This window comes from Catellicoccus marimammalium M35/04/3 (assembly GCF_000313915.1).
GTDB lineage: Bacteria > Bacillota > Bacilli > Lactobacillales > Catellicoccaceae > Catellicoccus > Catellicoccus marimammalium.
On record NZ_AMYT01000011.1, the window covers coordinates 182,432 to 205,172 of the forward strand.

The 22,741-nt window shown below is 31.6% G+C and carries 22 protein-coding genes and 1 pseudogene; 15 read left to right on the top strand and 8 right to left on the bottom strand.

All coding sequences use genetic code 11. The features are described from left to right. Positions 1-182 precede the first annotated feature (182 nt). The gene (locus C683_RS02525; protein WP_009489312.1) at positions 183-770 is read right to left on the bottom strand and encodes a hypothetical protein; all 588 of its coding nucleotides are present in this window, start codon (positions 768-770) and stop codon (positions 183-185) included. Between the two features lie 65 nt (positions 771-835). On the opposite strand from C683_RS02525, the gene C683_RS02530 reads away from it, so the two are divergent. Beyond that, a complete protein-coding gene (locus C683_RS02530) occupies positions 836-1,063 on the top strand; it encodes a hypothetical protein (protein WP_009489314.1) in 228 nt (75 codons plus the stop codon). Positions 1,064-1,302: 239 nt separating this feature from the next. Here C683_RS02530 and C683_RS02535 read toward each other — a convergent pair whose 3' ends face one another. The 3 genes and pseudogenes from C683_RS02535 to C683_RS02545 form a co-directional block, all read right to left on the bottom strand. After that, positions 1,303-1,749, bottom strand: coding sequence for a DUF805 domain-containing protein (locus tag C683_RS02535; RefSeq protein WP_009489316.1), 447 nt, complete (start codon positions 1,747-1,749; stop codon positions 1,303-1,305). After that, on the bottom strand, positions 1,746-2,609 hold the full coding sequence (locus C683_RS02540; RefSeq protein WP_009489318.1) for an endonuclease/exonuclease/phosphatase family protein: 864 nt from the start codon (positions 2,607-2,609) through the stop codon (positions 1,746-1,748). Before C683_RS02540 ends, C683_RS02535 begins: the two co-directional genes overlap by 4 nt. Positions 2,610-2,646: 37 nt before the next feature. Next, positions 2,647-4,296, bottom strand: a pseudogene (locus C683_RS02545) (PTS transporter subunit IIBC); the annotation flags it as partial. Between the two features lie 260 nt (positions 4,297-4,556). On the opposite strand from C683_RS02545, the gene pgmB reads away from it, so the two are divergent. Genes pgmB through C683_RS02560 form a run of 3 tightly spaced genes read left to right on the top strand, consistent with a single transcriptional unit; the run spans position 4,557 to position 7,264 of the window. Next, complete coding sequence (gene pgmB / locus C683_RS02550; protein ID WP_009489323.1) at positions 4,557-5,228, top strand: beta-phosphoglucomutase; 672 nt, start codon at positions 4,557-4,559, stop codon at positions 5,226-5,228. Next, the gene (locus C683_RS02555) at positions 5,218-6,189 is read left to right on the top strand and encodes an aldose epimerase family protein (RefSeq protein WP_009489325.1); all 972 of its coding nucleotides are present in this window, start codon (positions 5,218-5,220) and stop codon (positions 6,187-6,189) included. Before pgmB ends, C683_RS02555 begins: the two co-directional genes overlap by 11 nt. A 37-nt stretch (positions 6,190-6,226) precedes the next feature. After that, positions 6,227-7,264, top strand: coding sequence for a LacI family DNA-binding transcriptional regulator (locus C683_RS02560; RefSeq protein WP_009489327.1), 1,038 nt, complete (start codon positions 6,227-6,229; stop codon positions 7,262-7,264). Between the two features lie 34 nt (positions 7,265-7,298). Here the strand turns inward: C683_RS02560 and C683_RS02565 are convergent, their stop codons facing one another. After that, positions 7,299-7,787 (bottom strand): PTS sugar transporter subunit IIA, encoded by a 489-nt coding sequence (locus C683_RS02565; protein ID WP_009489329.1) that lies wholly within the window; start codon positions 7,785-7,787, stop codon positions 7,299-7,301. A gap of 400 nt (positions 7,788-8,187) precedes the next feature. Here C683_RS02565 and C683_RS02570 point away from each other — a divergent pair, with 400 nt between their 5' ends. The 5 genes from C683_RS02570 to C683_RS02590 all read left to right on the top strand — a co-directional run bounded on the left by C683_RS02570 (position 8,188) and on the right by C683_RS02590 (position 16,078). After that, positions 8,188-9,474 carry a conjugated bile salt MFS transporter gene (locus tag C683_RS02570; RefSeq protein ID WP_040388597.1) on the top strand — a complete coding sequence of 429 codons (1,287 nt, stop codon included), beginning with the start codon at positions 8,188-8,190 and terminating at the stop codon, positions 9,472-9,474. Positions 9,475-9,598: 124 nt separating this feature from the next. Next, positions 9,599-9,994 carry a hypothetical protein gene (locus C683_RS02575; protein WP_009489333.1) on the top strand — a complete coding sequence of 132 codons (396 nt, stop codon included), beginning with the start codon at positions 9,599-9,601 and terminating at the stop codon, positions 9,992-9,994. 30 nt (positions 9,995-10,024) lie between these two features. Then, positions 10,025-11,740: a bifunctional metallophosphatase/5'-nucleotidase gene (locus C683_RS02580; RefSeq protein ID WP_009489334.1), complete on the top strand. Its 1,716-nt coding sequence runs from the start codon at positions 10,025-10,027 to the stop codon at positions 11,738-11,740. Between the two features lie 100 nt (positions 11,741-11,840). After that, positions 11,841-12,986, top strand: a complete 1,146-nt coding sequence (locus tag C683_RS02585) for a metallophosphoesterase family protein (RefSeq protein ID WP_009489336.1) — start codon at positions 11,841-11,843, stop codon at positions 12,984-12,986. Next, a complete protein-coding gene (locus tag C683_RS02590) occupies positions 12,983-16,078 on the top strand; it encodes an AAA family ATPase (protein ID WP_009489338.1) in 3,096 nt (1,031 codons plus the stop codon). The genes C683_RS02585 and C683_RS02590 overlap by 4 nt, the downstream gene beginning before the upstream one ends. A 34-nt stretch (positions 16,079-16,112) precedes the next feature. Here the strand turns inward: C683_RS02590 and C683_RS02595 are convergent, their stop codons facing one another. Further along, positions 16,113-16,808 (bottom strand): DUF6550 family protein, encoded by a 696-nt coding sequence (locus C683_RS02595; RefSeq protein WP_009489340.1) that lies wholly within the window; start codon positions 16,806-16,808, stop codon positions 16,113-16,115. A 102-nt stretch (positions 16,809-16,910) separates the two neighbouring features. Beyond that, a complete protein-coding gene (locus C683_RS02600; RefSeq protein ID WP_009489342.1) occupies positions 16,911-17,168 on the bottom strand; it encodes a DUF896 domain-containing protein in 258 nt (85 codons plus the stop codon). A 113-nt stretch (positions 17,169-17,281) separates the two neighbouring features. Here C683_RS02600 and C683_RS02605 point away from each other — a divergent pair, with 113 nt between their 5' ends. The 6 genes from C683_RS02605 (at position 17,282) to C683_RS02630 (ending at position 22,134) form a co-directional block, all read left to right on the top strand. Beyond that, on the top strand, positions 17,282-18,475 hold the full coding sequence (locus C683_RS02605) for a DUF5677 domain-containing protein (RefSeq protein WP_009489344.1): 1,194 nt from the start codon (positions 17,282-17,284) through the stop codon (positions 18,473-18,475). 79 nt (positions 18,476-18,554) lie between these two features. Then, on the top strand, positions 18,555-19,718 hold the full coding sequence (locus C683_RS02610) for a cysteine desulfurase family protein (RefSeq protein WP_009489346.1): 1,164 nt from the start codon (positions 18,555-18,557) through the stop codon (positions 19,716-19,718). Positions 19,719-19,736: 18 nt separating this feature from the next. Beyond that, entirely contained in the window at positions 19,737-20,999 is a 1,263-nt protein-coding gene (gene thiI / locus C683_RS02615) for a tRNA uracil 4-sulfurtransferase ThiI (protein WP_009489348.1), read from the top strand. Positions 21,000-21,050: 51 nt separating this feature from the next. Beyond that, positions 21,051-21,380, top strand: coding sequence for a DMT family transporter (locus C683_RS02620; protein ID WP_009489350.1), 330 nt, complete (start codon positions 21,051-21,053; stop codon positions 21,378-21,380). 1 nt (position 21,381) lies between these two features. Then, entirely contained in the window at positions 21,382-21,696 is a 315-nt protein-coding gene (locus tag C683_RS02625; RefSeq protein WP_009489352.1) for a DMT family transporter, read from the top strand. Between the two features lie 12 nt (positions 21,697-21,708). Then, on the top strand, positions 21,709-22,134 hold the full coding sequence (locus C683_RS02630) for a hypothetical protein (RefSeq protein ID WP_152411682.1): 426 nt from the start codon (positions 21,709-21,711) through the stop codon (positions 22,132-22,134). A gap of 42 nt (positions 22,135-22,176) precedes the next feature. Here the strand turns inward: C683_RS02630 and C683_RS02635 are convergent. Continuing rightward, on the bottom strand, positions 22,177-22,741 hold a 565-nt coding region (locus C683_RS02635; RefSeq protein WP_040388598.1), incomplete at its 5' end, for an LPXTG cell wall anchor domain-containing protein.

A 22,741-nucleotide genomic window follows, 5' to 3' on the forward strand; every position in this document is an offset into this window, starting at 1 on the left:
TTCACCTCCTTTCATTAGGAGATAAACAAATTATATCAAAAAAGAGATGAGAAGAATGACAACTATCTTTTTTATTTCTGTTTTTATAGCTTTTCTTTTTTGGATTGTAAGTTTAGTTACAAATAACAAGAAAATGTTTCAAATTGTAGATAGTATCTTAACAATAATTATCTTCATAGAAGTTATATTGCTGTTATTAAGAAAATAATTATAAATTTAAACGCCGATTTTATGATATTCCAAATAGATTTTGGTGTAATTATGGAAAAAGCTTGTTTGATTCCATATACATAATCTTCCTTGAAATTGGAGTATTTTCGATTAATTTTGATTCTTCCATAATCTCTATCAATTTCATCTCTAATTTTGTTAACAATCTCTAGTTTAGAGACTAGATCCAGTTTTTGAATTTCTGAAGAATAAGAATATAGAACTAGAAAATCTGAATTATAGTAATCCATTTCATGGCATAGCTGTTTAATTAATTTAATTAACATATCTGTATTGTATTCATGAATTAGATGTTTTATTCTTTGTTCTTTATTAGAATAACGGACATTTGGAAGAAAGTGGGAATTAATATATTCTTCTAATTTTGTTACTTCTTCGCCTATTTCTTTCAAAATATTCTTCATTTCTAATATATTTTCTTCATTTTTTTTATCATAATATCTTTTTTTTAGAATGTGCCAAATGGGGTATATAAGAAAAAGAAAAATAGTTAGAAAGATGATACCAATTTTTATATAATTGGAGAATTGTTTTGACATTATAAGTTACCTACCATTATTAAAAAATATAATTACATTATATCAAAAAATAAGGAGTGATCAATATGACTACAGAAGTAAAAGAAATAATGGCCAATATCGATTCTTTAGCTTTATATTTAAAACCTTCTTGGAATCAAAAAGGATTGGCTAAAGCATTAGGAATGTCAGTTACTACGCTAAAAAAACAAGAATGGTATACAGAAATACCCTATATTCCAACAAGGGGTCATAGAATGTGGTTTTCAGAAGATGTTATTAAGACATTGAAAGAGTATCGAATTTTAGATTAGGAAATATCATCAAGTATTTAGATAGATGTGAATACAAGGAACATAAAGGAGAAAAAAATTACAAAGATTGGATACTGAAAAGACGATAAGTTTATTCAAAGAAAGACTTAGAAAATCAAATTCGAGCAGCGTTTGACTTTGAAGGAACACCAATTTGAGTGATTCCACGTCGTCGCACATAGAACTAAACAAAAAAAGACACTACTTTTCAGTGAAGTAGTGTCTTTTTTATTTAAAAATTAACTGCTTGTTTTTGTACGCATGAAAGGGGCGAAAGGGCTATTTACTCGTTGAATAGCCAATTCATCTTTTTTCAAAATAGGGAGTAAAACAAAAGCTAAAACTATGATTTGTAAAACAAAAGCAAAGAAAGATGAATTTGTTATTAAAAAGATACCTAAACTAGCAAGATAAAGAATAGCTAAAGTAATCAATCCCACATTATTAAATCCTACATCACGTAAACGACGAAATTGTAAAGTGATTAATGGGAAAATATTCATTAATAACCAAATCACCATTAACCATGGAAAGCGAACGAAACTAGATAAGATTCCAAAAATAATAGTAAGAATATAAATCGTTCCCATTGCCCACCAATAATTTTCTCTTGTCGCATAACCAGAAAAAATAAAATAATGTGAAAAATAATCTTGTAAAGCGATTCTAATTTTGCGTTGTATCATAATTTAGCATCCTTTCTTTTGTCCATATTTGTTAACAATAAATCTACACCATAGCCAAAGTGATCTGATACAATTTTTCCATTTTTCCCATCAAAATAAACTTTTGCTAGAGAAATAGGGAACTTTTGACTCATCATAATGAAGTCAATACGTAGTCCTCCTTGATTATCATCCCAACCAGCAATATTATTCATTACTGTATATTTGCCACAAGTTTCCTTAGCTAAAGAATAACTATCCCACCAATCTTTTTGTAAAGCAGAATATCCTTCACCTTGGATATGAGAAGGGTTGTTAAAATCGCCCATTAAGAATACAGGATGAGAACTATTTTGTTGGACTTCCTTTAGTTTTTCTACTTCATAAGGGAAGCAAGAGAAACCTTCGGGAGATACCCACCAAGAGGCGTGTAAACTATAAAAATCAAAAATCTGATTTTGAATTTTAATTTCTGCACCAACAAGAACACGAGTATGATAGTCATTTGGATCTGTGATTTTTGATAATGGATAAACCATCACATTTTGGAAAGGAGTTTTAGATAGTAAGACAACTCCTTCTTCATAGCGATCATAAGCAATATGATTATAAGCATACGTCCAATAATAGGTACAATGATAATCGGACTCTAATTTTTGAACTAATTGTAATGCAAAATTATCTTGTCGAATTGGATGACCTTGAGAATTAGGAGAAAAATGAAAAGGTGAATGCACAATCGGTGCATTCACGCTTTGATTCACTTCTTGCAATGCAATCACATCAAAAGATTGACTAGCAATCATTTGAGCGATTTCATCCATTTTTTCTAAGGCATCCGCTTCTAACCAGCTATGTGTATTTAATGTTAAAAGCTTCATTTTATTCACCTTTCATGATTTAAAATTAAGATTGACTCAAGTAGTCATTGATATCTGATTTTAAGACATCCGCTTTTGGACCGTAAACTGCTTGTACGCCGTTATTCTTATGAATAAGTCCCATCGCTCCTTCTTTTTTCCATGCTTCCTCATCAGCTACTTTTGTTGTATCTTTAACAGTAACACGTAAACGAGTCATACATGCATCGACATCTACAATATTTTCTTTACCACCTAATAATTGAATAATATTCATTACTTGATTATTCGCTTCACTAGGTTTTGTTGAAGAAGTAGCAGTTGTTGTATCTGATGCTGAACTATCATCATTTCCTTCAATGTAGTTTCCTAGACGACCTGGAGTCGCAATATGGAATTTTTTGATCATAAAGTTTGCTACAAAATAAGCTAAGAAGAAGAATACGATACAAGTGATAATAAAGTTGATAATATCCATACCTAATCCAGCTTTGATTGACATTGGTAGGCGAGTTAATAATTCAATATTACCAAAAGCGTGTAAACGTAAGTCGATAATATCTGCTAATCCAAAGGCAACTCCTTGTAGTAATGCATAAACTACATATAGAGGAATACCCGCAAACATAAACATAAATTCTAACGGTTCAGTAACCCCAGTTAAGAATACCGCTAAGGCAGCAGATAAGAAAATTTGTTTATATACTTTTTTACGTTTTGGTTCAACATTACGATACATGGCAAAAGTAACACCCATTAAAATTCCAGAAGAACCAATCATTTGTCCTACTTTGAAACGAGCAGGGCGAATAGATTCTAATAATTGATGATATTGAGTCATATCTCCTTTTTCTTTCAAGTTGATTAAGTCTGTTACCCAAGCTAACCATAATGGGTCTTGACCTAATACAGCTTGTCCAGCTTGTGCTCCTGTTAAGATGTGATAAGTACCACCTAAATCTGTATAGTTCATCGGAATCGTTAACATATGGTGTAAACCAAATGGAAGTAAAAGACGCTCTAGTGTACCATAGATGAACGGTGCCCAGAACGGTGCTGAATCTCCAGATTGAGCAATCCATTTACCAAATTCATTGATTCCTGTTTGTGCAAATGGCCAGAATACGCTTAATAATAGCGCGATGATTACAGACCATAAAATGACAACGAAAGGAACAAATCGTTTCCCATTAAAGAAAGATAAACAATTTGGTAATTTACGGAAATTATAGTATTTATTATAAATGATTGCACCCGCAAAACCAGCAATAATTCCGACAAATACACCCATATTTAATGCAGGGGCTTCTAAAACACTAGTGAAATATCCATTTACTAGAATTTTTTGACCAAAAATCGTATGAACAGTAGCTTCTGGATTAGCTAACATTTCTTTAGTCACACCAAAGACTGCACCTGTAATACGGTTAATTAAAATAAATGCTAGTCCTGAAGCAAAAGCACCACCAGCTCTTTCTTTAGCCCATGATCCACCAATCGCCAAGGCAAATAAGATCGGTAAGTTACCGATGATAGCCCAACCAATATTTTCTGTGACTCCACCAATGGTAACTGCTAAGCTTACTTGTGCCATAGCGATTAATTTACCAATACTAATCATTAATCCTGCAGCAGGCATAACTGCGATAACGACCATTAATGCTTTCCCGAATTTTTGCCAAAATTCGAAGGAGAAGATTTTTTTAATATTCGCTCCCATATAAAAAGCTCCTTTACTTATTAAGTTTTCAAAAAAATCGTTAGCAAACATAAGATTAATTTTTGATTATAATGCAAACGATTGCTTTGTGATTACAATTAGATTATAAACATTAAACGCTTACATTTCAATATTTTTTTGATATTAAACTAAAAAAAGTTTTAAAAACTAAGTTTGACTGGCAACCGTTTGCATGATACGATGAAAATGCTTACTATAAGATAAAAGAAGAAATGGAGGAAATAAAGATGGTAAAGGCCGTTTTATTTGATTTAGATGGTGTAATTACGGATACTGCAAAATATCACTATCGCGCATGGAAAAAATTAGCAGAACAATTGGGAATTTCCTTTGATCGTGCATTTAATGAAAATCTAAAAGGAGTAAGTAGAAAAGACTCATTAGATTTAATTTTGAAACATGGAAATAAAGAAAATCAATATACATCAGAAGAAAAAGAAGATTTAATGGAAGAAAAAAATACCATTTATTTAGAGATGATTGAACAACTTACGCCAAAAGCGATTTTGCCAGGAATCCATTCATTATTAGAAGATTTAAAAGAAAAAGGAATAAAAATTGGGTTAGCTTCTGCTAGCAAAAATGGGCCAATGATCTTAGAAAAATTAGAGATTGCTACTTACTTTGATACGATTGCAAATCCTGCAGAAGTGAAACGTGGAAAGCCGTTTCCAGATTTATATTTAACTGCAGCGAAACAATTAAATATTGAGCCACAAGAGTGTGTTGGCATTGAAGATGCAAAATCAGGGGTCGAAGCGATTTTAGCTGCAAATATGGTGGCAATTGGAGTAGGAGATAAGGATACATTACAAGGTGCACAATATGTTGTAGAAAATACAGAGCAATTAAATACAGAGTTAATTCTTTCTGTTTGGAGTAAAGTGTATGAGTCATAATATTTCTTTAAAGCAACAAGATCATCGAATTATTATTGAAAATGAATATTTAACCTTAGTTACGCATCCTAAATCTGCTCGAATTGAAAAATTATATGTTGTAGATAAAAAAGGAAAAAAAGAAAACGTAGTTCTTAACTATGATGATGAAGTTCATTGGATTGCAGATGAATTTTGTTTTGGAGCAACGGTTGGACCAGTAGCTGGAAGAATTGCTAATGGCGAGTATCGCAATTATCAACTAGAAAAAAACGATGGAAAAAATACACTTCACAGTGGATCTTTTGGATATCACAAGCAAAAGTTTTTATTAGAAAAAATGGATTGTACAGATCGTTATGCTTTTGTGACTTATAAGGCAGATACTTCTATTTATTTAGGGCTACCTCAAGTGGAAACAATGGTCACTTATTATGTAAATAATAACCAATTATCGATTATTTTTCATGGACAGCCTTTGGAAACTACAATTTGGAATCCAACAAATCATACCTATTTTAATTTAAGTGGTAAAGGAAAAAATATTCATTCTCATATTTTACAATTAAATGCTAGAGGACAAGTAGAATTAAATGAAGAAAAAATCCCAACAGGAAAAGTTTTACCTTTGGATCCAATTTTTACAAAATCTAGTTTTGCAGAGATTCTAAATCAATATCCAACGGGATTAGATGATTGCTTCCTATTAAATAAAGAGTCTTCTGTTCCTTCATTGATCTTATTTGAAAAAGAAAGTGGAAGAAAATTAGAAATCACAACCAATCGAGAGGCAGTTGTTTTATTTACAGGAACAGGAATGACAAGTAATCATTTAGTGAATGGAGTTCCTCTACAATCAGAACAAGGCTTAGCGATTGAATGCCAAGAAGTTCCAGATGCTCACCATAATTTATTATCGAATATTGAATATTCTAAAGAAGAATCTCTATATAAATGGACAAATTACCAGTTTAGCATATAGAATAAAAGAAACAATAGGTTATGGAAAGGTCGATAGTATGGGAGTTACAATTAAAGATGTAGCGAAAAGAGCTGGAGTCGCAACGTCTACAGTTTCAAGAACAATTAAAGATAATCCCAATATTTCACAAGCTACAAAGGATAAAGTACGAAAAGCAATGCAGGAATTAGGTTATGTACCAAACGTAGCTGCGCAAAATTTAGCAAATCGATGGACAAAAAATATAGGATTAATTTTGCCACCTGCAAGTTCGGAAGATCAAAAAGAACATTCAGAAACAGAACGAATTAAAAATCCATTTTTTATGGATATCATTACACAGATTAGTCAATATTTAAACGAAGAACAATATACTGCTACTATCGCTGCAGAAGATACAATGGAGAAATTACTAAAAGTAGTTCAAATTATGCATCAACAAAAGCGAGTAGACGGATTTATTTTATTATACTCTGCTGAAAATGATAAAATTACTCGTTATTTACTAGAAAATCAAATTCCTTTTGTAATGTTAGGGATGCCAACTCAGTATGAAAATGAAATTCGTTACGTAGATAATGATAATATTTCTGTTGGTAGAACAGCAACACAGTATTTGATTGAGAAGGGACATGAAAAAGTGGGATTTGTAGGTTTCCGTAATCATGAACCTGTACATTTGGAAAGATTTGAAGGCTACTTCTTAGAAATGAAGCGTCAAAAATTACAGCCTATGGAAGGATTTGATGTTCGAGATCCTAAACAAGTACAAGAATTTGTATCAGCATTACAAGATGGGAAATTTACAGCTATTGTTGTTAGTGATGATATTTTAGCAGTAAAATTGATTCCTTTATTAGCTACTTATGGATATAAAGTAGGAGAGAACTTTTCTTGCATTAGTATTAACAACTCTATCTTTTCTACTTTATATCATCCATATCTAACTACTGTTGATATTCATGTTCAAGAATTAGCAAAACAAAGCGCAAAATTGATTATAGATGTTCTAAAGAATCCAGAACTTTCTTTGACAAAATATATTATCCCACATCATATTGTGGTTAGAGAAACAGTAATTCCAAATAAAAAATAAAAGTGCCTTCTTGAAGGCACTTTTTTGTTTTTTATTAATTTAATGTGATTTCGCCGATTGATTCTTTAACAGATACAGTATGATTTGGATGAATTGATAATTCTTCGATTTGACCAGGATTTGTAAAAATAACCATTAATTCGCTATTTTTACCTGCTTCTGCAATTTCTTCCAGATTCATAGTAGCCAATTTAGTATCTTTTGTAACTTGATCTCCTTCTTGAACATAAACTTCAAAAGGTTTTCCTTCCAATTCTACAGTGTCAATCCCAAAATGTAGTAACACTTCAATTCCATTTTCAGATTCAATTCCAACTGCATGTTTTGTAGGGAATAAAGTTTTGATTGTACCATTTAGTGGAGCATAAATTTCTCCGTTGGCTGGTCGAATAGCAAATCCATCTCCCATCATTTTACTAGAAAATACTTCATCTGGGACTTCCTCTAACGGAATTAATGTTCCTTCAGCAATAGCATATAATTCTTCTTTATGTTTATTTTTACGTTTTAAAAAGTCAAACATGGTTTATCCTTCTCTCTTCATTTAGAATCAAATTTATCTTATAATTCTATTCTAATATAATAAAATATTTTGTCAATATTTATATCAGTAAGAATCCTTTATTTTAGATAAAGCAACCGATTGCAATTTCAAAAATAATATAACACTTATTATTGAATACAGAGATGATATTTAGATAGATAAAAGAGGCAATACTGGGAATTAAAGGTAATCTTTTAATATGTGAAAAAATTAAAATTAGAATAAATTACATAAAAAGAAAAATAAATTCTCATTTTTGAGTGGTTTTTATTAGAAAAATATAATTGTTTGGGTATACAATAATTAGTGGAAAGAGAGCTCACCTCTTTCCCGTAAAGAATGTGACATCTTTAATTAAAGATGGAAAGGGTGATTGTAGATGTCGGAAAAAAAGAAAATGGATGCTAAACATATGATGATAGTTTTCGGATGTATGTTATTACAAGCGATTCCTTATGGGCTTGCTCAAAACGTACCGCCACTATTTATTCACTATCTTCATACAGACTTTAGTTTTAGTTTAGCAAATGTCGGTTTAATCTTTACAGTAGGGGCTGTCGCTTCTTCATTAGTTTCTCCTTTTGGTGGAGCGTTCTACAGTAAATTCTCTACTCGTATGGTTATGTTTTGTGCAATGTTAGTTTCTTGTGTAGGTTTGTTTATGAATGCCTTTGTAACAACATTACCTATGTATTTCTTAGCGAATGCCATTATCCAAATTGGTTGTGTTGTTTATTCAGGTTTAGGGGTACCTTACTTAATCGGTACTTGGTTTGATGAAAAGACAAAAGCACAAGCATTAGGTGTAGCTTTTGCTGGAGGTTCAATTGGTAATTTCTTCTTACAACCTATTTTCGCTAACTTATTACACAAATACGCAGTAAATAGCGTAGATGGATTACATCATGTTTACTTAATTGCTGCGATTGCTGCTTTAGTTGTTGGATGTGTAGTATTATTATTCATTATCCGCGATCATAAAGTTGCTACAGCTCAAAATGCGAACGCTTCTGCTGAAGCAAAAGAAGAAACGACTCAATTACAAGGTATTGGTGCTGCCAATGTTCGTAAATTATCTTCTTTCTGGATTTTAGCTTGTGGTATGTTCTTTATCGGATTAAACATTTCTGCACAATCTTCACAATACGCAAACTTCTTTGATGCTTTGCATATTCCAGCAGCAATTGTAGGTACAGTAGGTTCTACTTTTGCGATTGCATGTTTAATTGGTAACGTAAGTGGTGGTGTGTTATTCGCTAAATTAGGTGTATTCCACTCTGCATTAATCGCTTTTGTATTACAAACATTATCATGTTTAACAATGATTGCTCTTTACTTTACACATATGAGTTGGTTAGGATATATTTGGGCTGCTTTATATGGATTAACAGTATTCATTTATATGTCAGGTCCAGCGATTATTATCCAAGACTTATTCGGTATGCGTGAATCAAGTGAATCATTGGGATTATTCAGTATTTTCTTTGCTGTCGGATTTGCGGTTGGTAACTTTGTCTTTGGTTTAGTAGTAGACAAAGCAGGTTACTTATCAGCTTGGATCATGACATTAGTATTTATCGTTATCGGATACTTAATCTTATGCGCAATGATTAAGAAAATTCAAGGTAAAGATTATGCTCATATGAATTCATTACCAACAAAATAGTAATGATGAAAAGAAGTTAGATATTTATCTAACTTCTTTTTTTGTGACAAAAATTAAAATGATCATAGGAGATAAAAAATATCCATGATATAATTAAGTTAATATTAATGAAAGAGGGGATGCTATGGTATTTGTTAGTAGTTTATGTATTTTAGTTTTAAGTTACGGGTTACTATTTTTAGTGAAAAGAGGTCATTTTGATGCAGGATTTCAACGCTTATTAACTTTTGTTAATATCCTTTGTGTTGTTGGAGCATTGCGTGCTCTTTATCAAATGTCTCACTTTTCATTAAAAGAGCAAGTGTTATTGTACGTTTTATTTTTTTTCTTGTATGTTTCAATTTTATACATTTTGCTAGGAGCCTATCACATTTTTTGGAAAAAGGATGCAGATGGTTTTGGAGACTTATTTTATGTCCTTTTTTACAATATAAAACATCTCATCCCTCATTTACGTCGTGATTTTTGGCATTTTCTAGCATTTTGTGAGATTCCTAAAGAATTATTACCAAAAGAATAAGATGGAAAATCCATAGAAAGAGGTTGATTTATGAAAAAGGTAGTTTTGTTATCTAGTGCTTTATTAGCAACATTTATTTTGTCTGGATGTGGACAAGAGAAGAAAGAAGAAAAGAAAGAAAATGCTGCTCAGGAAAATATTCCTGTACAAGTTCTAGCAATCAATGATTTTCATGGCGCAATTGATACCACAAGTACATTACATCAGTTAGATGGCAGTGAAGTGAAAGATGCTGGTTTAGTAGCAAGAATGGCTACAGTATTAAATAATGCGCAAAAGGATTTTGAAAAACAATATCATGCAACAAAAGATCAAACCATTCGAGTAGAATCTGGAGATCTTGTTGGTGCAAGTCCTGCTGCTTCTAGCTTATTACAAGACGAACCAGTGATTAAAATTATGAATAAACTTCATTTTAATGTAGGTACCTTAGGAAATCATGAATTTGATGAAGGACTACCCGAGTTTAATCGTCTATTAACCAATAAAGAATGGGATGGAAATCATCCAATGACAAAAGAAGCTGTACAAAATTATAAACAAGGTCCAAACCATATGCAGCTTGTTGTTTCAAATGTCGAAACAACAAAAGGAAAGGTTCCATTCCAATGGAAACCTTATACTACCGTTGAAGTGAAGGACAAAGAAGGAAAATCAGCTAAAATTGGTTTCATTGGTGTAGTGACTCCAGAATTAAAAACATTAACGATGTCGAAAAATTTAAAAGGATATAAAATCCTTGATCCAGCAAAACAAATTGTGAAATATTCAAAAGAGTTAGAAAAACAAGATGTTAAAGCCATTTGTGTCTTGGCTCACACTGCAGCTGGGAATAATAAAGATGGGTCTAAAACAGAAACAGAAAAAATGCTAGATCAAGTGAAAAAATTAGATCCAAAAACATCTGTTGATGCTGTATTTGCTGGTCATGATCATCAATTACAAAATAAAACTTATCAAGATATTTTAGTTACTGAGTCTGCAAATCAAGGGAAAGCAGTAATGAATATTGTTGGAGAAATCGATCCAAAAACAAAAGATTTCTCTTCAACACCAAAAGCAAAAGTTATTCCAGTTGATGATAAAGTAAAACCAGACCAAGAGATTGAAAAATTAGTAAAAGAAGCTGAAAAAGAAGTACAACCTATCGTTAGCAAAAAAGTAGCAGTAACGAAAGATAAAAAAGAAATTTCTGAAGAATGCAATACTAATGCAGAATCTGCACTAGGAGATTTAATCACTGATGGTCAATTAGCGATGGCGAAAAAAGAAGGATTCCATCCGCAGGTAGCGATTACTAATACAGGTGGGATTCGCGCTAATCTAGGTGTAGATAAAAAAGGAACGATTACATGGGGAAGTGCTCAAGCGGTTCAACCTTTTGGCAATATCCTTCAAGTCGTTGAAATTTCTGGAGAAAATATTAGAAAAGCAGTAGAACGCTCATTACAACAACCAGATGCGTTAACTCTACAATTTTCAGGATTAACATATACTGCCATTAAAGACGGTAAAGATAAAAAATTAAAAGAAATTCGTATTCAAGATCAACCACTAAATGATAAAAAGACTTATCAAGTAGTATTAAATGACTTTTTATGTGGTGGAGGAGATGGTTATACTTCTCTAGCACATAACAAAATTATTGGTAGTCTAGGAACAGATACTGATGTATTTATTGAGCATTTACAAAAAACAAAGGAAGTATCTGCTCCAAAAACAAATCGTAAAGAATTACAAAAATAAGTCATTTTGAGAAAAGAGAGTAGGATTGTTCCTACTCTCTTTTTTTGTTTTAATTTACTATGTTAAAATAAAGGAAATATCACTTGAAGGAAGAGAAAGCATGATTCAATTATTACATTTAGCAGATTTACATTTAGGAAAATCTTTATATGGACAATCTAGATTAGAAGAACAAAAAGAAGCATTAGAGCAAATCATTCAATATGTAAGTAATCATGAAATTGATGGAATTCTTTTGGCTGGCGATATCTTTGATACGAAACGTCCATCCATCGCTGCTCGAAAACTATATGAAGATTTTGTTCTACAAATTACAGAATATTGTCCTTTATATGCCATTGCTGGAAATCATGATCAAGGAGAAGGATTACAATTATTTTCTCCATTATTTGCTAAACATCAATATTATATTTCTGGAACACTAGAATATCCTTGGGCGCATTACCAAATAAAAAAAGGTAATGATATCGTGAATATTTATTTATTACCATACTATTACTATACACAAGTAAAAAAAGAATATAGTGATACATTGTCAGAAATAGATTGGTTAAGAAAAGAAATTCAAAAATTATCATTAAACTCTAACGAAATAAATCTTTTAGTCACACATTTATTTGTAGATTTATATGATAACCAAGACTTTTCTGATTTGGCTTCAGGATCTGAGATGATTACACAAGTAGGAACTTTAGAAGCATTACCAAGAGAATTATTTTCTGACTTTGATTATGTTGCTCTAGGACATATTCATCGACCACAGTGGAGTGTTGATCAAAAAATTGGTTATGCAGGAGCACTTTTACCTTATGCATTTGATGAACAAATGGAAAAGTCTTTTACTTTATTAACGATTGATAATCATCAAATTAGTCATAAAGAAATTCCCATTCAATATAAAAAAAATCTAGTCACTATTACAGGAACAATCGAAGAAATTCAACAACAAGCACTCAATGTGTCTGATAATGATTATGTAAAACTAGTGATTCAAGAAAAAAATATTGTAGAAAACGCTAAAGACCGATTTCAATCTCTATTCCCTAATTTATTAACTATCGAACAAGAAATTTCTCAAGAATGGATAGAGAAAGAGAGAGAAAATAAAGAATTACCATCGTTGGAAAATAATCTTTTTTCTTATTTTTCTACTTTTTATCAAGAAAAGATGGGAGAAGAATTGAATTCAACACAAAAAAGTTATTTAGAAGAAAAATTACAGTCATTAGATGAGGAGATTTTATGAGAATACAGAAATTAAAAATAAAAGGATTTGGCTCCTTTTATGAAGAAACAACCGTTGACTTTGCTAAATTGACAAAAGAACATAATATTTTTCTAATTCATGGAAAAACAGGAAGCGGAAAAACAACTATTTTTTCAGCTATTTTATGTGCTTTATATGGACAAGGTTCTAATCAAAGAAAACCGGTCGATCTTGTTAGTAAGTACATGCAAGAAAAAGAAAGTATGGTTTTAGATTTGTATTACCAAATTGAAATGACAAATTATCATATTCATCGAGAATATAGTGGAAAAGGATTAGCAAAAGGGAAAAAACATTATTTGGAACAACAAAAAGGCGATGATTGGGAAGTCTTGGCTGTAGGAGCAACAGAAGTAACCCAATTTGTTACAGAACAACTTGGAGTAACACAAAAGCAATTTTCACAAATTGCTATGTTGCAACAAGGAACGATTAATCATTTATTGACTGCAACAAAAAAAGAAAGAAAAGAATTTTTGAAGGATTTATTTAAATCTTTCTCTTTGGATGAGTTAAAAGAGAGTGTAAAAGAAGATTTTAAAAAAATACAACAAAAAGGAAAAAAACAAGAAGTCCAATTGCAAGATCGCTGGCAAGAAATCCAAAAAGAATTTTTCTTATCTGAAGAGAAAAATTGGCAACATATGTCACAATCAAAATTAAGAGATTTTATTGAAGAACAACATCAAAAACAGAGTGAAGAGATTCAAAGACTAACAGAAGAAAAAGAAAAGAAACAAGCACAGCAAAAAAGAATTGAAGAAGAAATAGAAGAGTGGAAAAAATATTTAGAGTTACAAGAGAAAAAAGAGCAATGGGTAAATGAATGGCAACAACTACAAGATACTAAGTTAGAGTATGAAAATAAAAAAATAGTATTAAAAAGAATTGAAGAAGATTATCCTTTGGTAGAAATTTATCGTCAAAAAGAAGAATTAGAAAGCTCTTTTTTGAAGAAAGAAGAAGATTGGAAAGAAAAGCAAGAGCAACTTCTTTTACTAGAAGAAGTTCTATGTCAATTACAAGAAAATTATGACCAAGAAGCATTTAAAGAAAAAGAAGCTACCTTAAAAAAAGAGCAACAAAGTTTAGAACAACAATATCAAAAATTAAAAGAACAATTGCGATTCATAGAAAAAAAAGTAGCATATGAAAAGGAAGAAGCTCTTTTAGAGGAAAAATTAAAAAGTAAAAAAGAAGAATGGGAACGTTTAGATCATCTTATATCTTCTTTACTTGATTTTTCTATTTGGGAAGAAGAATACCAAAAAGAAAAGCAAGCTTACTTAGAGCAACAACAGCAATGGCAAGAAGAACAAAAAGAATACAGAATACTAAAAGAAAATTATGAGTCCTATTGTTTGTTAGCAGAAAAGAAAAATGAAAAATTATTAGAAATAGAAAAATTAGAAGAGAAACAGAAAGAAAGTACACTTCTTTGGCAAACGAAAAATGAACAATATTTGAGACATTATTCAGTAATCTTAGCTGCACATTTAAAAGACGGAAAGCCATGTCCTGTTTGTGGATCTTGTGAGCATCCAAAAAAAGCCAAGGCAGATGAAAATGAAGGAGTAACCGAAGAAGAATTACAAATTTATCGTCAACAAGCAGAAAAGGATCAACAACAATGGTGGCAAGCAAAAGAAAAATTCCAACAATTAGTGCAAGAACAAGAAGTGATATCTTGTCAATTGGAGAAACAATCTCCTGTTCAACGATTTAATGTTTTTTTAGAAGAAAAGAAACAAAGATTACTAATGCAAGAAAAAGAGTTGAGTCAAGAAGAACAAAGATTAGAAGAAGAAAAGGGTATCTACCTAGAACAAAAAGAATTGGCAAAAAACTACCAAATACAAAAAGATATACTTTTTTCAAAAATACAAGAAATAGAAGGCTCCATCCATGCCAAACAAGAATTAATTCAATCTATTCATTTAGAATTAAGTCAAGAAGCATTAAACAAAGAAATCACAGAAATTCATTTACAGGAACAAAAAGACGAAATTGCCAAAATTATTCAGCAACAAGAAGTATTACAACAAAGAAAACAAACGCAAGAATCTGAGTTAGAAGAAAAACGGCAAAAAATTACTTTGATGGAAGGACAATTCCAAAGCTTATCAATACAAGTAGAAGAACTAAAACAAAAAAAAGAAAAAATTGATGAGCAATGGGAAATCCTTTGGAAAAAATATCAGATCAAAGAAGGAATTCATCATTTTTCCAAAGAGATTATTGAGCAACTAACAAGAGAAAAACAATTGGAATCTACTTATATTATTGAGTGTACAAAATATGAACAAAAGAAAAAGCAATTAGAAGAAGAACGAGAAGCTTTAGAGAAGACAACTTTACCTTTACCTCATCATTCGTTAATAGAAGATAGAGAAGAAAAAGAAAAATTACAGCTCCAACAACAAGAATTATCTAAGATTATTGGAGAAAGAATGCATCGTTTATTGTGGAGTGAAAACAAATTCCAAGAAATATGGCAATTAAAAGAGCAAACAAAAGAAAACGACGAAATTTATCAATGGCTAGAACCTATTTATTCTTTATTAACGATTAGTAAAAATGGTCAACAAAGTTTTGAAGACTATGTTTTATACTTATATTTTGAACAGGTTATTTACTTTGCAAATTTACGTTTACAAAAATTAACACATCAACGTTATGAGCTAAAAGTGGATAAAGAATTATCTCTTTGGATTTTAGACTATGAAAATGGAAAATTACGTAGTCCTAATACTCTTTCTGGAGGTGAAAAGTTTAAATTTACTCTATCTCTGGCATTAGGATTAAGTGATTTAATTACGAATCGCCATAGTAAAATCCATATCTCTTCTTTATTTATCGATGAAGGATTTGGTTCTTTAGATGAAGATTCTCTAAATGAAGTATTATCACTATTAAATGATTTAGCAGTAGAAGGTAATGAAAGAATTATTGGTATTATTTCACACATTGATTTATTGAAAGAAGCTATTCCTAATCAATTACAAGTAATGAATTATTCTTTACTAGATATAAAAAAAAGAAAAGGAAGCCGAATTGAACAGAGGAAATAAAATAAAAAGCTCAGAATTATTCTGAGCTTTTTTCTTATTTAAGAGCTTGTTCAATGAAATCTTTTCCTGCATCATTCGTTACAAACTGATAGCTTCCATTGTTCCATTGTAAATTAATTTTATATTGATTATTGCTTTCCTTCTCAACATTGCAATCTACTTGATTTAAAGGAATAATTTCTGTTCCTTGATTTAATCGAGTAACTTCCAACTCTTGATTTTTTACTTGAATACGATTATGTTGATTTTCTAATTCTTGACCTTTTAAGGTTAGGACATTATTGGAAGCTGTTGATCCCTTATCAGAATCAGGAATTTTTTCTAATCCTTTTGTATCTACATCTTTTGTTAAGTCAATTTTTTTATTAGGTTGTTCTTTTTGTTGTTCTTTTTGAGGTTGTCCTTCAATTTGAATATCGATTTCTTCCTTTGCTGAAGAAGCAGGTATTTCTTTTTGCTCTATGGATTCACTAGAAGACTCTGTTTCTTCCTCTACAATAGTAGAAGAAGTACTTTCATTACTAGAAGATTCCGCACTACTTATTGTATCTGTAGAAGAAGAATTGGTAGAATTTGAGCCCGATGCATGCAATCCAAAGTAAAGAAGCAAGCCGGCAATAATTACAACAATCGCAACGATAACACCAATAATGATTTTCTTTTTCTTTTGTTTTTCTTTTTCTTCATGTTGCTCTTCACGTGTTTTTGGTTCTTGATTTGATTCGTTCATTTTCTATCAACCCTTTCTCATTCTCTATTAAAATTATACCATTAATGAAAAGAATAAAAAAAGAAAAGCCCTAATAGTGTGGACTTTTCTTTTAATATAACATTATTGGTTATCTTCTTCAGAACGTTGGTGAATACCTTTTTCTGCTTGGATTTTTTTCAATTTATCAGGAGTTACATCGTTACCATCAGGATCAACAATTTTCATCCCTTCAATGGTATTTCTCATTCCTCCACGAAAAGCAGCTAAGTATTCTTCGTGTAGTCCTTTACGTTCTTGAGCTTCTTCTTCTGTTAATGTTCCTTCTTTTTTCTTACGACTTAATTCGTTAATACGATCTAATTTATCTTGACTTAACATAAAATTTCCTCCTTGATTTCTTTTGTTTTTAGTTTAGTTCCTTTGTTATTAAATTGCAAGAATTGTGCTAAAGAAAAAAGAACATGCTATTCTTATTGAAAAGGAGACATAAAATGAAAAAGTATCAAATAGAAAACAAAACACAAGCAAGAACCCATATTTTTTATCGACAAGCAAAAGAATTAACTGAATTACTTTGGGAATTACCAAAAGAAAAAGGGCTAGAGCGTTGTCTTTTAGCTCGTACGATTTTTGAACAGTTGATTTCACTAGCTTTTATTTATCAACCAGGATCAGAGGCTAAGGATAGAGAGAAATTGTTAGATTATTCGGTAAAGAGACGTCAATTATTACAATTAGAGAAATGTAATGATCGTAAAATTTTTGCTTATCCTTTGAAAAAAATTTCTTTTTCTGTCATGCCTTTAGCTGATCAAATGAGAGATCAATTTACAGAAATTGCTCTGCATTATATGAAAAAGGAAACCTTAGACAAAGATTATCGTACTCGTCGTTGGTATCGATCTATCTATCAAGGACAAGCAATTGAGAATTTACATGATGTTTCTTCTGCTTTGTGCGGTGAAGTGGGAGAGGGGTTATATACTTATTTTTATTCTTTAAATAGTCAATTTACCCATGGATGTCCTTATTTTCCAGAAATGAAAGATTTTTCTACAAAGAAAAGTGTTGTCTGGCTTTGGAAATATCTTTTTGGCGAAGAGAAAGAGCAAGAAGAGTTACTACAACAAGAAGATTTTTTGAAAAAAAGAGGAGAGAAAGCATCTATTCTTTTAAATCAAGATTTGTTTTTAGTTATGTTAAATAAAAATATTCATTCTCTTTTACAAACAGTAAAAGAATGGATTGAAGAAAAACGAGTTTCTTATGGAATAAGTGTTTTGTTACGTCCTCTTTACGCCATGATTTCTTTCTATGGTGAAGGAAAACAAAATCAAGGGTTATGGCAAGGAAAAGCAGAGCAGAAAATCCAAAGATTAAACCAAACAATGAATAAATTAAATGTACCTTTTCTTTTTTACTGGGAAGAAAAAGAAGAAAATGAAGAAGAGTTAGAAAATATTTCTTCTTCCCCTTATCGGTTACCAATCAAAGATCGTTGGTGTAAGCAAATTGGATTACAATATTTATCCGTTCCAGCACATGGCATTGCTTTCCCTTATTTTTATACGATGCAAAAACAAAGATTTACATTGTATCATCATCGAACACTTGCGAAGTTAAATAAAGAGCTTTATCATTTGTTGGAGAAAAATTTTATAAAAATCAATCAACAAAAAGGGTAGGAATAGAAACTACCCTTACTTTTCTTACTTTTCCTTGTTATAATAGGAAAGAATCTATATAAGAAAGGCACGTGACATCATGCGTCTAGAAGAACGAATTTATTTTGATAATAGTGCGACTACTAAAATTCATCCTGAGGTAGCGCAAGCTTATATAAAAACAAGTGAACAAATTATGGGAAATCCAAGTAGTCTTCACCAATTGGGTAGTCAAGCTTCTTTGTTATTGCGAAAAGCAAGATTGCAAATTGCAGAAACTATGGGTTGTCAACCGAATGAGATTTTCTTCACTAGTGGTGGAACAGAAGGAGATAACTGGGTTTTAAAAGGAACAGCGATTGAAAAGCGCCGTTATGGAAAACATATGCTAATCTCTGCAATCGAACATCCAGCTATTAAAGAAACTGCAGCTCAATTAAGAGAATTAGGTTTTGAAATTGATGAAATTCCTGTAACTAAGGAAGGAATTATCGATATTGAAGCCTTTCAATCTTTATTGCGAGAAGATACTATTTTAGTATCTGTCATGGCAGTGAATAATGAAATTGGTACAATTCAACCTATTGCTCAAGTGGCAGAAATTTTAGAATCTTATCCACAAATTCATTTTCATGTAGATGCTGTACAAGCGATTGGACAAATTCCAACAAAAGATTATTTGGTTCCAAGAGTGGACTTTGCAACTTTTTCTGCCCATAAATTCCATGGACCACGCGGGATTGGCTTTATTTATTGGAAAGAAGGACGCCGATTAGCTCCTTTATTAACCGGTGGTGGTCAAGAACAAAATCAACGTAGCGGAACAGAAAATCTACCTGCAATTGTAGGAATGGCAAAAGCACTACGTCTATTATTTACAAATAATCAAGAAAAGCGCCAACATGAGCGTGAATTACAACAAACATTACGACAAGCATTGAGTGAATATCAAGATGTTCATTTCTTTACACCTGCTGATGAAACGATTACGGCTCCACATATCCTTTGTTTTGGATTAGAAGGAATTCGTGGAGAAGTATTAGTTCATGCCTTAGAACAGCAACATATCTTTATTTCTACGACAAGTGCTTGCTCTAGTAAAAAAGATTTGAAAATGAATACACTACAAGCAATGAAGGTACCAGAAGACATAGCTGACACTGCCGTTCGTGTAAGTTTCTGCGCAGAAAATACATTGTCTGAAGTACATAAAATGATTCAAGCTTTTGCTTTATATCATCATCGATTAAAAGATCATTCTTAAAAAAGAAAGGAAAATAGGATGGAATATACAGAAATTATGGTTCGCTATGGCGAACTTTCAACGAAAGGGAAAAATCGTAAAACGTTTATCCAACAATTAGCACAAAACGTACGTCAAGCATTACGTCCTTTCCCAGAAGTAAAAATCCAAGCGTTACGTGACCGTATGCACTTAGTATTAAATGGTGCAGATGCAAACCAAGTAATGCAACCTTTACAAAAAATCTTTGGAATTCAAACTTTCTCTCCAGTAGTGAAAATTGAATTAGATGAAGAAAAATTAAAAGAAACTGCACTAGCAATGATGAAAGATCATTATGTTGCAGGAGAAACTTTTAAAGTCGTTACAAAACGTGCTTACCATGAATTTATTTGGGATACACACCAAATTAATCAAGAAGTGGGAGGATATTTATTTGAACATCTTCCTTATGCAAAAGTAGACATGAAAAATCCAGATGTAACATTGCGTATTGAAGTTCGTATGGATGGAATCTATTTAATGTCTCAAGTGATTAAAGGAATGGGTGGATTGCCAGTTGGTTCTAGCGGAAAAGGAATGTTAATGCTTTCTGGTGGAATTGATTCTCCAGTGGCTGGTTATTTGGCCATGAAGCGTGGAGTGAAAATTGAAGCAGTACATTTTGCTTCTCCACCTTATACAAGCCCACAAGCATTAGTGAAGACGAAACAATTAACTGCAAAACTAGCACCTTATGTGGGTAGCATTAGCTTTTTAGAAGTTCCTTTTACAGAAATTCAAGAGGAAATTAAAAAAGTAGTTCCTGAAGGATACTTAATGACAGTTACTCGTCGTATGATGGTTCGTTTATGTGATGCTATTGTGGAACGTCGCCATGGATTAGCGATGATTAATGGAGAGTCTTTAGGACAAGTAGCTTCACAAACCATGCATAGTATGGTGGCAATCAATGATGTAACAAATACACCAATCTTACGTCCGGTGATTACTATGGATAAATTGGAAATTATTGATATTGCTCAGCAAATTGATACTTACGATCTATCCATTCAACCTTTTGAAGATTGCTGTACTATTTTTACACCACCAGCACCAAAAACACGTCCAAAAGTGGAAAAAGCTCGTGAATACGAAGCAAGATTGGATGTTGAAGGATTGATTCAACGCTCCTTAGAAGGAATTAAAGTGACAAAAATTGATGCTCAATATGATGAGCACCAAGCAGAAAAAGTTTGGAATATTGATGGAGAATTAGTCGCAGAAACTTTTGAAGAAGAAGATTTTTCAGATTTATTATAAATAATAAAGAAGCATCTCTTTCATGAGTGCTTCTTTTTCTTAAGGAGAAGTATGCAAAAAGATTGGATTTATATTATTGTTGGCGGCTTATTAGAAATTTTTTGGGCACTAACAATGAAATTATCGGTTGGATTTACTCAACCTTTTTGGAGTATAATTACTATTATTTTATTACTAATTAGTTTTTATATTTTTGCTAAAGGGATGGAAAATTTACCAGTAGGAATTGCTTATACAACGTATACAGGAATTGGTGCCATCGGTACACTATTATTTGGTATTTTTATTTTACATGAGAGTGTGACAATTCCTAAGATTGGATTTAGTCTCTTACTATTCTTTGGTATTCTTTTAGTAAAATGGAATTCAAAGGAGGAATAGGGTGTACTTATTATTACTAGCTTTAGCCGGTTTATGTGAAACCGTTATGGTCTATACGATGCGGAAATCAGCGGGATTTAAAGTGAAATCTTGGAGTATCCTTACGATTTTAGTCGCAATTTGTAGTTTGACTTTACTTTCTATTGCCATGACGATGACAGAAGTAGGAATTGCTTATGGAATTTGGGTCGCTTTAGGATCGGTCGGTTCTCTTCTTGTCGGTACAATTTTATTTAAAGAGCATTTAAACTTAGGGCAATGGATAGGAATTATTTGTATTATTATTGCTGTGATTGGATTGAAAATGACAGTATAAAAGGAGAAATATATGAAACAAAAGATAAAAAATATAGGCATCTTTGTTCTGAGCTTGCTACTCTTTTGTGGGATAGGAAATATATTTTCTACTCAAGGAGAAGCTAGCTCTTTATCGATAACACAATTGAAGGTAGGAGGAATGCGTAGTGGAGGAGTGCGCAGTACGCCTAAAACAACAGTTCCTAAAGTGAAAGGAACGATTGTTTCACCTAAAAAAGGATCTTCTACAAAATCTTCACAAAAGAAAACAGGAAGAACAAAGAAAACAACAAAGAAAACAACTAATACTCGCTATCGTAGTTATGGATTACATCCAGGAGCTTTCTTCCGTGGCTTTATTTCAGGAATGATGTGGCGTAGAATTGTTTTTGGTGGTGGAACAATCCTTGCTATTTTAATAATTGTCTTTTTCATTTTTTGGCTACGTAGAAGATAATAAAAACCTCGGAATCTAAATGAATTTCCGAGGTTTTTTATGTTATCTCTTTTTATGAGCACGTTTCTTTAATAAAAGAAGTAGAGAAATACTTACAATACATAGTGAAGTACCTAAAAGAGGGAACAAATAGGAAATTTTGTTACCCGTTTGTGGTAATTCATTTTCTATATCTTCTTTAGTTTCTTTTGATTCTGAATGGTGATTTATCTCTTCTAAAATCATTTTGTCTTCAATTACTTCATCTTTGATATCTTGAAGTTTTATTTTTGGATTTGTTTGATCTAAATGAGAGACATTGTTTTCTTTATCATCTGTATTTGTAGTAGAATCTGTAATTTTTTCCTCTTGAGATGAATTTTCAACTGAAGAGGAATAATCGAATTCATTAGTACTTTTTTGGTCTTGAGTAGCTGTACTTTCTGGAGTAGTTACTTCTTTTGTTGTATCACAATGAGCCGTTGATGAAGCACATTCTTTTTTAGAGATTACGGGAACTTCCATAGAAGAATTATCCTTATTAGAAGAAGTAGTGTCTTCCTCTTTGGAAGATTCTTCGGATGAAGAAGTATCCTTTGAAGTTTCTGCTTCTTTAGAAGATTCTTCG

Excerpts from the sequence above, each read along its gene's own strand:
- C683_RS02525 (WP_009489312.1), bottom strand. The coding sequence starts at position 770 with ATGTCAAAACAATTCTCCAATTATATAAAAATTGGTATCATCTTTCTA.
- C683_RS02530 (WP_009489314.1), top strand. The coding sequence starts at position 836 with ATGACTACAGAAGTAAAAGAAATAATGGCCAATATCGATTCTTTAGCT.
- C683_RS02535 (WP_009489316.1), bottom strand. The coding sequence starts at position 1,749 with ATGATACAACGCAAAATTAGAATCGCTTTACAAGATTATTTTTCACAT.
- C683_RS02540 (WP_009489318.1), bottom strand. The coding sequence starts at position 2,609 with ATGAAGCTTTTAACATTAAATACACATAGCTGGTTAGAAGCGGATGCC.
- pgmB (WP_009489323.1), top strand. The coding sequence starts at position 4,557 with ATGGTAAAGGCCGTTTTATTTGATTTAGATGGTGTAATTACGGATACT.
- C683_RS02555 (WP_009489325.1), top strand. The coding sequence starts at position 5,218 with ATGAGTCATAATATTTCTTTAAAGCAACAAGATCATCGAATTATTATT.
- C683_RS02560 (WP_009489327.1), top strand. The coding sequence starts at position 6,227 with ATGGGAGTTACAATTAAAGATGTAGCGAAAAGAGCTGGAGTCGCAACG.
- C683_RS02565 (WP_009489329.1), bottom strand. The coding sequence starts at position 7,787 with ATGTTTGACTTTTTAAAACGTAAAAATAAACATAAAGAAGAATTATAT.
- C683_RS02570 (WP_040388597.1), top strand. The coding sequence starts at position 8,188 with ATGTCGGAAAAAAAGAAAATGGATGCTAAACATATGATGATAGTTTTC.
- C683_RS02575 (WP_009489333.1), top strand. The coding sequence starts at position 9,599 with ATGGTATTTGTTAGTAGTTTATGTATTTTAGTTTTAAGTTACGGGTTA.
- C683_RS02580 (WP_009489334.1), top strand. The coding sequence starts at position 10,025 with ATGAAAAAGGTAGTTTTGTTATCTAGTGCTTTATTAGCAACATTTATT.
- C683_RS02585 (WP_009489336.1), top strand. The coding sequence starts at position 11,841 with ATGATTCAATTATTACATTTAGCAGATTTACATTTAGGAAAATCTTTA.
- C683_RS02590 (WP_009489338.1), top strand. The coding sequence starts at position 12,983 with ATGAGAATACAGAAATTAAAAATAAAAGGATTTGGCTCCTTTTATGAA.
- C683_RS02595 (WP_009489340.1), bottom strand. The coding sequence starts at position 16,808 with ATGAACGAATCAAATCAAGAACCAAAAACACGTGAAGAGCAACATGAA.
- C683_RS02600 (WP_009489342.1), bottom strand. The coding sequence starts at position 17,168 with ATGTTAAGTCAAGATAAATTAGATCGTATTAACGAATTAAGTCGTAAG.
- C683_RS02605 (WP_009489344.1), top strand. The coding sequence starts at position 17,282 with ATGAAAAAGTATCAAATAGAAAACAAAACACAAGCAAGAACCCATATT.
- C683_RS02610 (WP_009489346.1), top strand. The coding sequence starts at position 18,555 with ATGCGTCTAGAAGAACGAATTTATTTTGATAATAGTGCGACTACTAAA.
- thiI (WP_009489348.1), top strand. The coding sequence starts at position 19,737 with ATGGAATATACAGAAATTATGGTTCGCTATGGCGAACTTTCAACGAAA.
- C683_RS02620 (WP_009489350.1), top strand. The coding sequence starts at position 21,051 with ATGCAAAAAGATTGGATTTATATTATTGTTGGCGGCTTATTAGAAATT.
- C683_RS02630 (WP_152411682.1), top strand. The coding sequence starts at position 21,709 with ATGAAACAAAAGATAAAAAATATAGGCATCTTTGTTCTGAGCTTGCTA.